The sequence below is a fragment of the Streptomyces sp. WAC00040 genome (assembly GCF_056835925.1).
In genome coordinates, this window is the sequence record NZ_JAKQZE010000001.1 from 212,966 (window position 1) to 226,813 (window position 13,848).

The 13,848-nt window shown below is 71.2% G+C and carries 11 protein-coding genes; 9 read left to right on the forward strand and 2 right to left on the reverse strand.

Annotation, left to right across the window (positions count from 1 at the left end; all coding sequences use genetic code 11):
• Positions 1–334 precede the first annotated feature (334 nt).
• Complete coding sequence (aceE, locus tag MDN94_RS01050) at positions 335–3,076, forward strand: pyruvate dehydrogenase (acetyl-transferring), homodimeric type (protein ID WP_482724129.1); 2,742 nt, start codon at positions 335–337, stop codon at positions 3,074–3,076.
• 69 nt (positions 3,077–3,145) lie between these two features.
• Entirely contained in the window at positions 3,146–3,919 is a 774-nt protein-coding gene (locus MDN94_RS01055; RefSeq protein WP_482724130.1) for an ion channel, read from the forward strand.
• Here the strand turns inward: MDN94_RS01055 and MDN94_RS01060 are convergent.
• Both MDN94_RS01060 and MDN94_RS01065 read right to left on the reverse strand, forming a co-directional pair.
• On the reverse strand, positions 3,900–4,277 hold the full coding sequence (locus MDN94_RS01060) for a peptidase inhibitor family I36 protein (protein WP_482724131.1): 378 nt from the start codon (positions 4,275–4,277) through the stop codon (positions 3,900–3,902). The genes MDN94_RS01055 and MDN94_RS01060 overlap by 20 nt on opposite strands.
• 148 nt (positions 4,278–4,425) lie before the next feature.
• Positions 4,426–6,036 carry an MFS transporter gene (locus tag MDN94_RS01065; RefSeq protein ID WP_482724132.1) on the reverse strand — a complete coding sequence of 537 codons (1,611 nt, stop codon included), beginning with the start codon at positions 6,034–6,036 and terminating at the stop codon, positions 4,426–4,428.
• A 116-nt stretch (positions 6,037–6,152) separates the two neighbouring features.
• Between MDN94_RS01065 and MDN94_RS01070 the strand changes: the two genes are divergently transcribed.
• The 7 genes from MDN94_RS01070 (at position 6,153) to MDN94_RS01100 (ending at position 13,747) form a co-directional block, all read left to right on the forward strand.
• The gene (locus tag MDN94_RS01070) at positions 6,153–6,818 is read left to right on the forward strand and encodes a TetR family transcriptional regulator (RefSeq protein ID WP_482724133.1); all 666 of its coding nucleotides are present in this window, start codon (positions 6,153–6,155) and stop codon (positions 6,816–6,818) included.
• A gap of 172 nt (positions 6,819–6,990) precedes the next feature.
• Entirely contained in the window at positions 6,991–8,193 is a 1,203-nt protein-coding gene (locus MDN94_RS01075) for an alpha/beta hydrolase (RefSeq protein WP_482724134.1), read from the forward strand.
• 84 nt (positions 8,194–8,277) lie between these two features.
• Positions 8,278–9,138, forward strand: coding sequence for a DUF4429 domain-containing protein (locus tag MDN94_RS01080; RefSeq protein WP_482724135.1), 861 nt, complete (start codon positions 8,278–8,280; stop codon positions 9,136–9,138).
• A gap of 94 nt (positions 9,139–9,232) precedes the next feature.
• The gene (locus MDN94_RS01085; protein ID WP_482724136.1) at positions 9,233–10,615 is read left to right on the forward strand and encodes a sensor histidine kinase; all 1,383 of its coding nucleotides are present in this window, start codon (positions 9,233–9,235) and stop codon (positions 10,613–10,615) included.
• Positions 10,612–11,295 (forward strand): response regulator, encoded by a 684-nt coding sequence (locus MDN94_RS01090; protein ID WP_482724137.1) that lies wholly within the window; start codon positions 10,612–10,614, stop codon positions 11,293–11,295. Before MDN94_RS01085 ends, MDN94_RS01090 begins: the two co-directional genes overlap by 4 nt.
• Before the next feature lie 146 nt (positions 11,296–11,441).
• On the forward strand, positions 11,442–12,554 hold the full coding sequence (locus tag MDN94_RS01095) for an alpha/beta hydrolase (RefSeq protein ID WP_482724138.1): 1,113 nt from the start codon (positions 11,442–11,444) through the stop codon (positions 12,552–12,554).
• The gene (locus MDN94_RS01100) at positions 12,551–13,747 is read left to right on the forward strand and encodes an acyltransferase family protein (protein ID WP_482724139.1); all 1,197 of its coding nucleotides are present in this window, start codon (positions 12,551–12,553) and stop codon (positions 13,745–13,747) included. The genes MDN94_RS01095 and MDN94_RS01100 overlap by 4 nt, the downstream gene beginning before the upstream one ends.
• Positions 13,748–13,848: the final 101 nt, after the last annotated feature.

Genomic DNA, 13,848 nt, shown 5'->3' on the forward strand with positions numbered 1-13,848 from the left:
CCGTCCAGACCGCCGAAACGGTGACGTTTGCGGCCGTCTCGGCGCAACTCCAGGCAAGCGACGGGTCCCCGCCACGATCGTGACCACACCCTTCGGCCGCGTACGCGGCATTCCTACCCTTTCACATCTCAATAGGAACCGAACGACCGAACGAAAGGCATGGACGGGTCGGGCGTAAAGGTATGATCCGGCCCGCCCGCCGCTCCGGGGCCGGATGTCGCCAGGATCGCGGGTTACCTCCCGGTAGAGATGACGCGAGGCTTTCCGCGGTACACGATGGGAGGCGGTGCGACAGCTTTGCCGACCCAGTACCTCCGAACAGCGAAGGAACAGCGTGGCTTCCGGATCAGATCGCAACCCGATCATCATTGGCGGCCTTCCCAGCCAGGTCCCGGACTTCGATCCTGAAGAGACCCAGGAGTGGCTGGACTCCCTCGACGCCGCCGTCGACGAGCGGGGCCGTGAGCGGGCCCGCTATCTGATGCTCCGCCTGATCGAGCGGGCGCGCGAGAAGCGCGTCGCCGTGCCCGAGATGCGCAGCACGGACTACGTCAACACCATCGCGACCAAGGACGAGCCGTTCTTCCCCGGCAACGAGGAGATCGAGCGCAAGATCCTCAACGCGACCCGGTGGAACGCCGCGGTGATGGTCTCCCGCGCGCAGCGCCCCGGTATCGGCGTCGGCGGCCACATCGCCACCTTCGCCTCCTCCGCCTCCCTGTACGACGTGGGCTTCAACCACTTCTTCCGGGGCAAGGACGACGGCAAGGGCGGCGACCAGATCTTCTTCCAGGGGCACGCGTCCCCGGGCATCTACGCCCGCGCCTTCCTGCTGGACCGGCTCAGCGAGCAGCAGCTGGACGCCTTCCGGCAGGAGAAGTCCAAGGAGCCCTACGGGCTGTCCAGCTATCCGCACCCGCGGCTGATGCCGGACTTCTGGGAGTTCCCCACGGTCTCCATGGGCCTCGGCCCCCTCGGCGCCATCTACCAGGCGCGCATGAACCGCTACATGGAGGCCCGCGGCATCGCGGACACCTCCGACTCGCACGTGTGGGCGTTCCTCGGCGACGGCGAGATGGACGAGCCGGAGTCGCTCGGTCAGCTGTCCATCGCCGCCCGTGAGGGCCTGGACAACCTGACCTTCGTGGTCAACTGCAACCTCCAGCGCCTCGACGGCCCGGTCCGCGGCAACGGCAAGATCATCCAGGAGCTGGAGTCGCAGTTCCGCGGCGCCGGCTGGAACGTCATCAAGCTGGTCTGGGACCGCTCCTGGGACCCGCTGCTCGCCCAGGACCGCGACGGCATCCTCGTCAACAAGCTGAACACCACGCCGGACGGCCAGTTCCAGACGTACGCGACCGAGACGGGCGCCTACATCCGCGAGCACTTCTTCGGCGGCGACCAGCGGCTGCGCGCCATGGTCGAGAACATGACCGACGAGCAGATCCTGCACCTCGGCCGCGGCGGTCACGACCACCGCAAGGTCTTCGCCGCCTACACGGCGGCCAAGGCCCACAAGGGCCAGCCGACGGTGATCCTGGCGCAGACCATCAAGGGCTGGACGCTGGGACCCAACTTCGAGGGCCGCAACGCCACGCACCAGATGAAGAAGCTGACGGTCGACGACCTGAAGCGCTTCCGTGACCGGCTGCACCTCCCGATCACGGACCAGCAGCTCGAGAGCGGGCCCCCGCCGTACTACCACCCGGGTCGCGACTCGGAGGAGATCCAGTACATGCACGACCACCGCAAGGCCTGCGGTGGCTATGTGCCGACCCGGGTCGTACGGGCGAAGCCCCTCCGGCTGCCCGAGGACGAGACGTACGCGGCTGTGAAGAAGGGCTCCGGTCAGCAGTCGATCGCCACCACCATGGCGTTCGTCCGACTGCTGAAGGACCTCATGCGGGACAAGGAGATCGGCAAGCGGTTCGTGCTGATCGCGCCCGACGAGTACCGCACTTTCGGTATGGACTCGTTCTTCCCGAGTGCGAAGATCTACAACCCGCTCGGTCAGCAGTACGAGGCCGTGGACCGCGAGCTGCTGCTCGCGTACAAGGAGTCGCCGACCGGGCAGATGCTGCACGACGGCATCTCGGAGGCCGGCTGCACCGCGTCCCTGATCGCCGCGGGTTCCGCGTACGCGACCCATGGCGAGCCGCTGATCCCGGTGTACGTCTTCTACTCGATGTTCGGCTTCCAGCGCACCGGTGACCAGTTCTGGCAGATGGCCGACCAGCTGGCGCGCGGCTTCGTCCTGGGCGCCACCGCAGGCCGTACGACGCTGACGGGCGAGGGACTCCAGCACGCGGACGGCCACTCGCAGCTGCTCGCCTCGACCAACCCGGCCTGCGTCGCCTACGACCCGGCGTTCGGCTTCGAGATGGCGCACATCGTCCAGGACGGTCTGCGCAGGATGTACGGCGGGACCCCCGAGGAGAACGAGGATGTCTTCTACTACCTCACCGTCTACAACGAGCCGATCCAGCACCCCGCGGAGCCGGCCGATGTGGACGTCGAAGGCATCCTGAAGGGCATCCACCGCTTCAAGCAGGGCGAGCAGGGCGCCATCCCGGCCCAGATCATGGCCTCCGGTGTGGCCGTCCCTTGGGCGCTCGAGGCCCAGCGGATCCTCGCGGAGGAGTGGAACGTACGCGCCGACGTGTGGTCGGCGACCTCCTGGAACGAGCTGCGCCGTGAGGCGGTCGACGTGGAGCGGCACAACCTGCTGCACCCCGAGGAGGAGCAGCGCGTGCCGTACGTGACGCGGAAGCTGTCCGGCTCGGAGGGCCCGTTCGTCGCGGTCTCCGACTGGATGCGCTCGGTCCCCGACCAGATCTCCCGCTGGGTGCCGGGCACGTACCAGTCGCTCGGCGCGGACGGTTTCGGCTTCGCGGACACCCGTGGCGCGGCCCGCCGCTTCTTCCACATCGACGCGCAGTCGATCGTGCTGGCGGTGCTGACCGAGCTGGCCCGCGAGGGCAAGGTCGACCGCGGCGCGCTCAAGCAGGCGGTGGACCGCTACCAACTGCTGGACGTGGCGGCGGCCGACCCGGGCGCCGCGGGCGGCGACGCGTAGCGAAGATCAGCACGTCAGGGCGGCGGACCGGTGGTCCGCCGCCCCTGGCGTGTCCTTACGATTCGTCTCATGAAGCAGCAGACCGCCCAGATCCGCTGGGAAAAGCGCACGCAGACGCCCCTGCTGGCGCTCGCCCTCGTCTTCGCGGTCGCCTACACGGTCCCGATCGTCGCCCCCGGAGCCCCGGCCTGGGTCCACCGGTCCTGTCAGGTGGCCGAGTGGGTGGTGTGGGGCACGTTCGCGGTGGACTACCTCGTGCGGCTGGCGCTGGCGCGGGGCAAGTGGCTGTTCCTGCGCAGCCATCCGCTGGACCTGCTGGCGGTGCTGCTGCCCCTGGTGCAGCCGCTGCGGCTGTTGCGGCTGGTCTCCACGCTGCTGCTGGTGGGCCGGCGGGCCAGGATGGCCCCGCAGATCACGCTCACCACGTACGTCGGCGGCGCGGTCGTGGGGCTGATGATGTTCGGCTCCCTGGCGGTGCTCCAGGTCGAGCGGGACGCGCCCGGCGGCAACATCAAGACGCTGGGCGACGCGGTCTGGTGGTCGTTCACGACGATGACCACCGTCGGCTACGGCGACCACTCGCCGACGACGGGCCTCGGGCGGCTGCTGGCGGTCGGGCTGATGATCTCCGGTATCGCCCTGCTCGGTGTGGTGACGGCCAACATCGCCGCCTGGTTCATCTCCCGCTTCGAGCGGGACGACGCCGAGGAGCGGCGGCAGACGGCGCTGCTGGAGGCGCTGACCGCGGAGGTCCGAGGTCTGCGGGCCGAGGTGGCGCGGCTCTCGGGCGCCCCGGACTCCGGCGCGCCCGAGGTGCCCGGGCCTAGTTCTCCCAGATCTTGAACGCCCTGACCCGGTACGGCGACCTGGGGAGCCAGGTGCCGCCGCCGGGGTAGGTCTCGAACTCGCCGGTCTCCGCGCACTCCTCGGACTGGTACGCAGTGACGGGCCGGCCGGTCAGGTTTGCGAGGGCCTTGGCGGACGTACCCGGCGGCAGCGGTACGCAGCTCTCGATGTCGGTGCCGGCGAGCTCATGGGTGCTGCGAGCGCCGCGGAAGTCGTTCTCGGCCCACAGGCACAGCTCGCCGGCCGCGCACGCGCCGAGACGCGGTGGTGCGGCGGACGCGGTCTGCGGCGGCTGGAGCAGCAGCGGCAGGAGTGCGGCGGCGGCCAGGGCGGCGGCGGTGACGGTCTTTGGCATGAGGAACCCCCGTGTGGTCGGACGAATCAGTGGGCCGACCCTGACCTGCGGTGACGTGGGCGCGGAAGGGGCCGCGGGGGAAATCATCCGGATAGGCGACAGCCCCGCCGGGGGTGCCCGGCGGGGCTGTCGATGTACGCGGTTGACGTCAGATGTGGGCGGCGCCCGCACCCGCCTCCGCGTTCTCGCCACGCTTGGTGAGCACGGCCACCAGGGCCGCGACGACCGCGACGACGCCGGCGACCGTGAACGCCAGGCCCATGCCTGACATGAACGTGTCGTGGATGACGTCACCGATCTTGGTGACGAGGTCCGGCGTCATCCCGGGGGCCTGGGCCAGTTCGCCGGGGACGGTGCCGAACTCGGCGGCCTGCTCCAGCCGCGGGTCCGCCGGGGCGGGGATGCCCGCGTCCTCCCAGTTCGCCGCGAACTCGGCGCTGACCTTGGCGGACATCACGGCGCCGAGGACGGCCGTGCCGAGCGCGCCGCCGACCTGCATGGCCGCCTGCTGGAGACCGCCGGCGACGCCGGAGAGCTCCATCGGTGCGTTGCCGACGATGACCTCGGTGGCACCGACCATCACCGGCGCGAGGCCGAGGCCGAGGAGCGCGAACCACAGGGACATCGCGAACGTGCCCGTCCCCTCGGAGAGGGTGGTCATGCCGAACATGGCGGCGGCGGTGCAGACCATGCCGCCGACCAGCGGCACACGCGGGCCGAACTTGGTGATCAGCGCCCCCGCCAGCGGCGAGGAGACGATCATCATTCCTGTGAGCGGCAGCAGCCGCAGGCCGCTGTCGACCGGGCTCATCTCCTGGACGCCCTGGAGGAAGAACGTCACGAAGAAGAGGCCGCCCATGAAGGCGAACGCCATCAGCACCATCAGCACCACGCCGGCGCTGAGCGGGACGGACCGGAACATGGCCAGCGGCACGAGCGGCTCGTCGACCTTGCTCTCCCAGAAGGCGAACAGGCCGAACAGCACCACGGCGCCGACCAGCCAGCCGAGGGTGGCGGCGGAGCCCCATCCCCACTCACCGGCCTTGATCAGCGGCCAGATGAGGCTGAACATCGCACCCGACAGCAGCAGGATGCCGAGGATGTCGAACGACTTCGGGGCGTTCTCCGCGCGGTGGTCCTTCAGGATGACCAGGCCGAGGACCACGGCGACGATGCCGACGGGCACGTTGATGAAGAACACCGACTGCCAGCTGACGTGCTCGACGAGCAGGCCGCCGACGATCGGACCGCCGGCCGTCGAGGCGCCGATGACCATGCCCCAGATGCCGATCGCCATGTTCAGCTTCTCGGCGGGGAACGTGGCGCGCAGCAGCCCTAGCGCCGCCGGCATCAGCAGGGCGCCGAAGAGGCCCTGCAGCACCCGGAAGGCGATGACGAGGAGGATGGAGTCGGACAGGCCGATGGCCGCCGAGGCGGCGGCGAAGCCTGCGATGCCTATGAGGAAGGTCTGCCGGTGGCCGAAGCGGTCTCCGAGCTTGCCCGCTGTGATCAGTGCCACGGCAAGTGCGAGGAGATAGCCGTTGGTGATCCATTGGACGTCGGCGAGCGAAGCGCCGAGGTCCTTCTGGATCGCGGGATTGGCAATCGCGACGATCGTGCCGTCCAGCGCGACCATCATCACGCCGATGGCCACGGAGAACAGGGTCAGCCAGGGGTGGCCGCGAAGCCCCTTGACCGGTGCCGGAGCGGAGTCCTGGGGATCCCTCGGCGCCTTTTCGACGGTGGTCTGACTAGTCATGCGATGAGACTAATGACAGCGACTGACAGTTGACAAACAAGTTCACTAGTCGGTAGCTGTCACGTGACTCAGCGGACAATGGACGCAGGTGGAAGCAGCGAAATGAGGACCATGAAGTGACCACGGCCGAGCCGACCGGGCTGCGCGCCCGCAAGAAACAGCGCACCCGAGACGCACTGGTACGTGTCGCCCTCGAGCTGTTCACCACCCAGGGATACGAGCGGACGACCGTCGACGAGATCGCGGAGGCCGTCGAGGTGTCCCAGCGCACCTTCTTCCGCTACTTCGCGTCCAAGGAAGAGGTCGCCTTCGCCGTCCAGGAGATCCTGGAGGCCCACTACGCCGTGGCGCTGCGCGGACGCCCCGCGGAGGAAGGGCCCTTCGAGGCCCTGCGCAACGCCGTGTTCGCCTCCTGGGACGCCCTCGGGGAAGCGGTCGAGGAGATCGTTCCGCTCGATCTGTACATGCGCAGCTTCCAGATGATCGAGTCGACCCCGGCGTTGCTCGCCGCGCACATGCGCCGCTCCGCCGAGACGGAGGAGGCGCTGGCCGGACTCATCGCCGAACGGGAGGGGCTCGATGTGAACGCCGACCCCAGACCCCGGGTGGCCGTGGCCGCGTTCAGCGGCGTGATGCGGGCCACAGGGCGACTGTGGGGGCAGGGCGCGGATCCCAGCGTCGAGGCGATCCGTTCGCTCACGGAAACGTTCCTCGACCACTTCGGCCCCGCACTCGCCGAGAACTGGCGCACCGGCGAGCGGCACCAGCTGTCCGGCCCTTGAGGCGCAGGGCGCCTCCTCGTGCCCAACGACCGCCGTGCGCAGGGGAAATGCGCCCGACGGAGCGCCGCGCCACACGGAACGTCACGCTCCTCCCCATCAATCCCCCTTCCGACACGTGATGTACCTCACGCTCTTCGCGCAGGCCCGCACCCTTCTCCTAGGGTGTCCCGCAGTGACTTCCTTCGATGCCTCCCCCTCCCTGACCGCGTGGCGGACCCTGCTCGCCCTCGCGGTGGTGTTCGTGATGCTGGCGACCACCGGCTGGACCGCTGTCCGGCACCAGCCGGGCGCCCGTGACGCACTCGAGGCCGAACTGGCGGGCTGGAGCAAGGAACGTATAGGCGCCCGTGAACTGCCCGGTCTGGACAGCGGGCCGCAGCGGTTCGCCGCCTTCTTCATGTCGCTCGGCGGCGAGCGGAGCAGGCAACTCGCCAAGGACTACCCCCGCATCGTGGGCAATCTGAACGGGGCGCCGGTCACCCTCCGGTACCTGGCCAACCGCAGGGCCCTGTCGGACTCCCTCGCCCGCGAGCTCAAGCGGGTGGGCGATCCCGGGCTCACGGCCGCCGGACACCAGCAGGCCGTACGGCGGATGCACCGGTTCCAGGCGCTGATGAACCCCGACCGGCAGATCCTCTCCTTCGACCCGTCCGGCGCCGGACGGGTGGCCGAGGTCTTCGGGGACCTGGACAGGGCCCAGCGCATCTCGGTGGTCGTGCCCGGTGTCGACACCAACCTGCTCACCTTCCAGCGGACCGCCCGCAAGTACAGTGCGCCGGTCGGCATGGCCCGGTCCCTGTACGCCGCCCAGCGGGCGGCCGCACCCGGCATGCGTACGGCCGTCATCGCATGGGGCGACTACACGAGCCCGGTCGGGGTCGGCATGGAGTCGGCCATCGGACGGCTCGCCGAGAACGGCGCCGTCCGGCTCGTCGCGCTCACCGAAGCGCTTCCGGGACACTCCCCCATCTCACTGTTCTGCCACAGCTACGGCTCCGTGGTCTGCGGGGTCGCCGCACGGCAACTGCCCGCCCGGGTCGGCGACGTGGCCGTCGCCGGCAGCCCCGGCATGCGGGCGGAGAACGTCGCGGGCCTGCACACGAAGGCCCGGATCTGGGCGATGCGCGACGCCGACGACTGGATCGAGGGCGTACCGCACCTGGAGGTCGGCGGGCTCGGCCACGGTGAGGACCCGGTCCTCCCTGAGTTCGGGGCCCGGGTGCTCTCCGCGGAGGGCGCCATCGGCCATACCGGCTATTTCGAGCCTGGAACCGAGAGTGTCCGCAATTTCGCCGGCCTTGGTGTCGGCGCCTACGCCGACCTGAGCTGCGCATCGGGCACCGACACATGCCGCAGTGGTATTTCCGGTGCCTGAGCGGGCTGACGCGCGTAGAGCCCGCCCAAAAGGGATGGCCGCCGAGGGAAGACGTGCAGGCGTGAGCCGCATACGATGAGGCACATGGGTGATGTGCTGGCCGGAATTCAAGCCACCTGGGAGTTCGAGACCGACTCCGTGCTCATCCGCTTCGAACGGGGGATCCGCACACCGAAGCTCCTCTCCTCGCTGCGCGAACGCCGCATCCCGCACGAGGCGTTGGCATCGGTGACGCTCACCCCGGGCAAGCGCGGCACGGTGGTGCTGCACGCTGTGCCCAGACCGGGCGCGGATCCGCTGATGGAGGCGGCCGCCGGGCAGCTCAAGGACGTGTGCGACCCCTACCGCCTGGTGCTGCCGGCCGAGCGGGAGACGCTGGCCGAGTACTACGCCGACGAACTGCGCGCCGTCCTCGGCCCCGACGCCGGCCGACCCGCGGAGCAGTACCTCGTCTCCGCGCCCGAGGCTCCGCTCGGCTTCAAGGCCTACGACGGGAAGGCGTCCTTCGACGGCTCGCACGTGGCGTTCCGGTGGTTCTGGACGGGGGCTTCTTCCGCGAAGTGGAAGGCCGGCGACCAGAGTTTCACCGTCTCCGAACTGTGCGGCGTCGAATGGCGCTCACCGGAGGTCTTCGACGGCTACCTGCGGCTGCTGCGCCGCGGCGCGGACGGCACGCAGGACGCGGGGCCGGCGGACCAGGACCCGGCGGCAGTCGTCTTCGGGCTCGGCTACGGGCCGGTGCACGAGTCGCTGCCGTTCGCCGCGGCGGTCCTCGAATCCGTCCGCCGCCAGAACCAGACCCCGGCCCTGACCGTCCCCGCCGCCCGCCGTGACCCGGCGGACATCGCGGACCGCATACGTCACCTCGGTGACCTCCATCTGGCGGGGCTCGTGACGGACGAGGAATTCAGCCGCAAGAAGGCGGAGCTCCTGGCGGAGCTGTGACCGGGCTTCACGGGAATCGGACCACGGTATGACCCGCGCCCGCGACCGGAGTACGGCGCCCCGGCCACCCCGCCCCGCCTACGCTGACCCCGTCATGCCGGAAACCACCCGCCCCAGCGCCGGCACACGTATCCGCGCCCGGGCCGGCGCCGTCGCGCGGCGTGCCGGGCGACGGCTCGCCGCCGATCTCGGTACGCCGTCCGCCTCCACCGCTCCCCTCCTCGGGAGCGCCGGGAGCCGCTGGCTCCGGCTGCTCCCGTACGGCGTCACCCTCGCCTTCGTCGCCACGCTGCTGCCCGTCACCACCACCGTGCTGACCCAGGACTACAGGCTCGGCGGCGCCGTCGCCGGCGCGCTCGCCACCGCGCAGACCGCGCCGCTGCTGCTCGCCGTGACCCGCCCGTTGCAGGCGTGGTGGATCGTCCTCGCCGCAGACGTGGTCGGCGCGCTGGCGCTGCTCGGCGCGGACGGCACCGGCGGGCGGACCTGGCCGTGGACCCCGATGGCCGTCGTCGGCCATCTGCTGCTGATGGCCTTCCTGGGGTTGCGCGAACCGCGCCGCACGCTCCTTGCCGTGTGGCTCGCGACCGGCGCGGCGGGCTTCGCGCTCGAACTGGTCTCGCAGGAACTCAGCGACGGCGTGCATGTGCTGCTGTTCGTGCTCAGCGGCGTGGTCCTCGTCGTCACCGGCGCGCTGCGCGAACGGGGTGACGCCCAGCGCAGACTGATCGTGCAGGAGACCATCAGCGAGGCGGAGCGGGCCCGGCGCACGCTGCTGGAGGAACGCGCCCGTATCGCCCGTGAACTGCACGACGTCGTGGCGCACCACATGTCGGTGATCACCGTTCAGGCGGACTCGGCGCCGTACCGGATCGAGTCCCTTCCCGACGCCGCGCGGGAGGAGTTCACGTCCATCGCGGCGAGCGCGCGCGAGTCGCTGACCGAGATGCGGCGGCTGCTGTCCGTGCTGCGCAGCGAGGACGCGCAGGGCGAACGGGCCCCGCAGCCCGGTCTGGACAGGGTGCAGCAGTTGGTGGAGGCGACGGTACGGGCCGGGGTGCCGGCCGAGTTGGCGCTCGCCGCGGACCTCGGCTCCGTACCGCAGGCCGTGGACCTGTCGGGGTACCGGATCGTGCAGGAGGCGCTGGCCAACGTCGTACGGCACGCGCCCGGCGCGCCGACGCGGGTGTCGGTGACGTCCGACGGGTCCGACCTGACCGTGCTGGTCGTCAACGGCCCCGCGCCGACGCCCACTTCGCCCCTGGAGACGACGGGGACGGGGCACGGGCTCGTCGGGATGCGGGAGCGCGTACGGTTGACCGGCGGCAGTCTCGACACCGGTCCGCTGCCGGACGGCGGTTTCCGTGTCGCGGCACGTCTGCCCCTGACCGCCGACGACACCACCGGGACTTCCGCCGCGAACGCGGGCAGGACCCGGAACAGCACGCATACCCAGCGGACCGAGGACGCCAGTTGACCATTCGCGTGATCATCGTCGACGACCAGGCCATGGTGCGCGCCGGCTTCGCCGCCCTGCTCGCTGCGCAGAGCGACATCGACGTCGTGGGCGAGGCTCCGGACGGTCGCAAGGGCGTGGAGGTCAGCCGCACCACGCACCCCGACGTGGTCCTGATGGACGTACGGATGCCGGAGATGGACGGGCTCGCCGCCGCACGTGAGCTGCTGAACCCGCCGACCGGCGTCGTGCACCGCCCCAAGGTGCTGATGCTGACGACGTTCGACGTTGACGACTACGTGTACGAGGCGCTGCGCGCCGGCGCGTCCGGCTTCCTGCTGAAGGACGCGCCGCCCGCCGACCTGATCGCCGCCGTACGGATCGTCGCCGCAGGGGAGGCGCTCCTCGCGCCGTCCGTGACCCGCCGGCTGATCGCGGACTTCGCCGCCCAGCGGCCCGCCCCGCGCAGGGACCCTTCGCTGCGACTGAACGGGCTGACGCCGCGTGAGAGCGAGGTCCTCGAGCTGATCGCGCGAGGCCTGTCCAACCAGGAGATCGCCGGGCATCTGGTGCTGGCCGAGCAGACCGTGAAGACGCACATCGGCCGCGTGCTGGCCAAGCTCGACCTGCGCGACCGGGCCCAGGCCGTGATCTTCGCCTACGAGTCGGGCCTGGTCCGGCCGGGCGAGGCCGCGGGCTGAGGCGCGCAGGCCGCTCCGGCACTTCTCCACCCGGTGATACTCCGGTATGACGACGGAGTTGGCCCTCCGGTGTGACGTGCCGTCACCCGTCCCCTTCCTACCTTCCTCCCGCCACAGCACGGAGTCGGGAAGAAGGAGGCGGGCCGATGCGCCGCTACAAGAGGACCCTGGTCGCCGTCGCGTTCGCGACGACGGTGGCCGCGGGAACCACCGGATGGGCCTCGGGCAACGCACAGCGCCCGGTGACGGGGCCGCCGCCGGGCAGCGCCGCCTGGGCGGCCGACACCTCGCTGGGCCGGGCCCTGCCCGACCCGGCAGCGGCGGCGCCCGCTGAAGTCGCCGCGTTCTTCGGGTCGTTGAGTGACGACGAGCGGCAGTGGCTGGTCCGCCGCCATCCGCTCGTCGTGGGCAACCTCGACGGCGTGCCCGTCCGGCTGCGCTACCGGGCCAACGCCCTTGCCCTGCGGGGCACCGCGTACGAGCGGCTCGCAGGACGGCAGATCCTCGCCTTCGACCCGCGCGGCCGTGGTCAGGTCGCCGAGGTCCACGGGGACCTCGAGCGGGCCCGCCAGGTGTCCGTGGTCGTCCCCGGCTCCGACATCGACGCCGGAACCTTCGACCGGGCGAGCGACCCGTACGGCACACCCGCCGGCATGGCGACCGCCCTGCGGGCAGCGGCCGGCGGGGGCACCGCCGTAGTCGCCTGGACCGGCTACACCACGCCCGTCGGGGTCGGTCTCGACGCCGCGACCGGGAAGCTCGCGGAGGCGGGCGCGGCGCGGCTCGCCCGGTTCACCGAGGGCCTCGCCGCGACCGGCGTGCCGAAGCCCGTGCTGTTCTGCCACAGCTACGGCTCCGTCGTCTGCGGGCTCGCCGCCGACGAGGTGAACGCCCGCGACATCGTGGTGCTGGCCTCTCCCGGGATGCGGGCCGGCCACGTGCGCGAACTGCGCACGGACGCGCGGGTGTGGGCCGCCAAGGACGACTCCGACTGGATCTCCAAGGTCCCCGGCGTCCAGCTTCTCGGCCTCGGCCACGGCCACGATCCCACCGACCCGTCGTTCGGCGCCCGTTCGATCCCCGCGGAGCTGGCCGAGGGCCACACCGGCTACTTCGTGCCGGGCACCGACTCGCTGCGCGCGTTCGCCGCGATCGCGAACGGGGCCGTCGAACTGGGCAGGTCCGCCGTCGCGGGCGGGGCCGCCGTCCCGGGCGGGGCCGCCGTCCCGGGCGGAAGCCTGGAAGGAGTGGCGCGATGAGGCTCGTCGAGAAGATCGAGGCCGAAACGCCCGCCCACCGTGACCGCGCCATCGACGGGCTGCGAGCGCTCGCCCTGCTCGCCGTACCGACCGGCCACTGGCTGCTCGGCGGCTTCACCCTCGGCACGGACGGCGCGCTGCACAACGCCAGCCCGCTCACGGCGTTCGGCTTCTTCGCGCCGGTCAGCTGGGTGCTTCAGATGCTGGGCGTCTTCTTCCTCGTCGGCGGTCACGCGTCCGTCCTCTCCTACCACCGTCGCACCGGCAGCACCGGTGCGTGGCTGCGGCATCGCGTCGCCCGCCTCGGCCGGCCGGTCCTCGGCGTCACCGCTGTGTGGGCCGTGCTGATCCCGGTGCTGTGGTGGCTCGGCGTACCCGGCGACACGTTGCGGACCGGGTCGACGCTGGTGGTGCAACCCCTGTGGTTCGTGGGCGTGTACACAGTGATCACCGCCCTCACCCCGTGCTGCGCACGGGCCGCCGGCCGCATGGGCGCGTGGGCGGCGGCGCCACTGCTGCTCACCGTCGCGGTGGTCGACCTGCTGCGGTACGGGCCGTACGCCGACGCCGGCGCGGTGCCGGGGTGGCTCGGAGTCGTCAACATCCTCCCCGGCTGGCTGTTCGCCTACCAGCTCGGAGTGAGCCGGGGCGAGGGCCGCGTCGGGGGACGCCATGCGCGGGGGCTCCTGATCGGCGGCGCGGCGCTGTTCGCGCTGCTGCTGCTCGTCTTCGACTACCCGGCGTCGATGGTCGGCGTGCCCGGCGAGGCCCGCACCAACTCGCATCCGCCGTCACTGCTGGTCCTCGCGCTGGCCGCGGCGCAGAGCGGGGCGGCGATCCTGCTGCACGGCCGGCTCGGCCGACTGCTGAGGCGGCCCGCGCTGTGGGCGCCGGTGGTCGTCGTCAACCTGTCGGCGATGACGATCCTGTGCTGGCACCAGACGGCGATGCTGGCGGCGGCCGTACCGGCGTCCTTCCTCGGGGAGATCCCCGGCCTGACCACACCGCCGGACTCGATCGGCTGGATCCCGGCGAGGGTGGCGTGGCTGCCGGTGTTCGCGTGCCTGCTGACTCTGATCGCCCGCCGGGCGCAGGTCTTCGAGACGCCGTGGCCGCGGGGCGCGCGGGGTGTGCGTGCGGTGGCGGGAGCGCTGGCGGTGGGGTTCGCGGTGTTCGCGTTCGGGTGGGCGTGACGGTGGGCGTGGCCGCTGCGCAAATCGTGTTCCCCTCCCTCCTCCCACGGCCTCGCGGCGGTGGGGAGGTGCCCGGGGCGGGCTGGAATTGGCCGGCACTC

Excerpts from the sequence above, each read along its gene's own strand:
- MDN94_RS01055 (WP_482724130.1), top strand. The coding sequence starts at position 3,146 with ATGAAGCAGCAGACCGCCCAGATCCGCTGGGAAAAGCGCACGCAGACG.
- MDN94_RS01060 (WP_482724131.1), bottom strand. The coding sequence starts at position 4,277 with ATGCCAAAGACCGTCACCGCCGCCGCCCTGGCCGCCGCCGCACTCCTG.
- MDN94_RS01065 (WP_482724132.1), bottom strand. The coding sequence starts at position 6,036 with ATGACTAGTCAGACCACCGTCGAAAAGGCGCCGAGGGATCCCCAGGAC.
- MDN94_RS01080 (WP_482724135.1), top strand. The coding sequence starts at position 8,278 with ATGGGTGATGTGCTGGCCGGAATTCAAGCCACCTGGGAGTTCGAGACC.
- MDN94_RS01085 (WP_482724136.1), top strand. The coding sequence starts at position 9,233 with ATGCCGGAAACCACCCGCCCCAGCGCCGGCACACGTATCCGCGCCCGG.
- MDN94_RS01095 (WP_482724138.1), top strand. The coding sequence starts at position 11,442 with ATGCGCCGCTACAAGAGGACCCTGGTCGCCGTCGCGTTCGCGACGACG.
- MDN94_RS01100 (WP_482724139.1), top strand. The coding sequence starts at position 12,551 with ATGAGGCTCGTCGAGAAGATCGAGGCCGAAACGCCCGCCCACCGTGAC.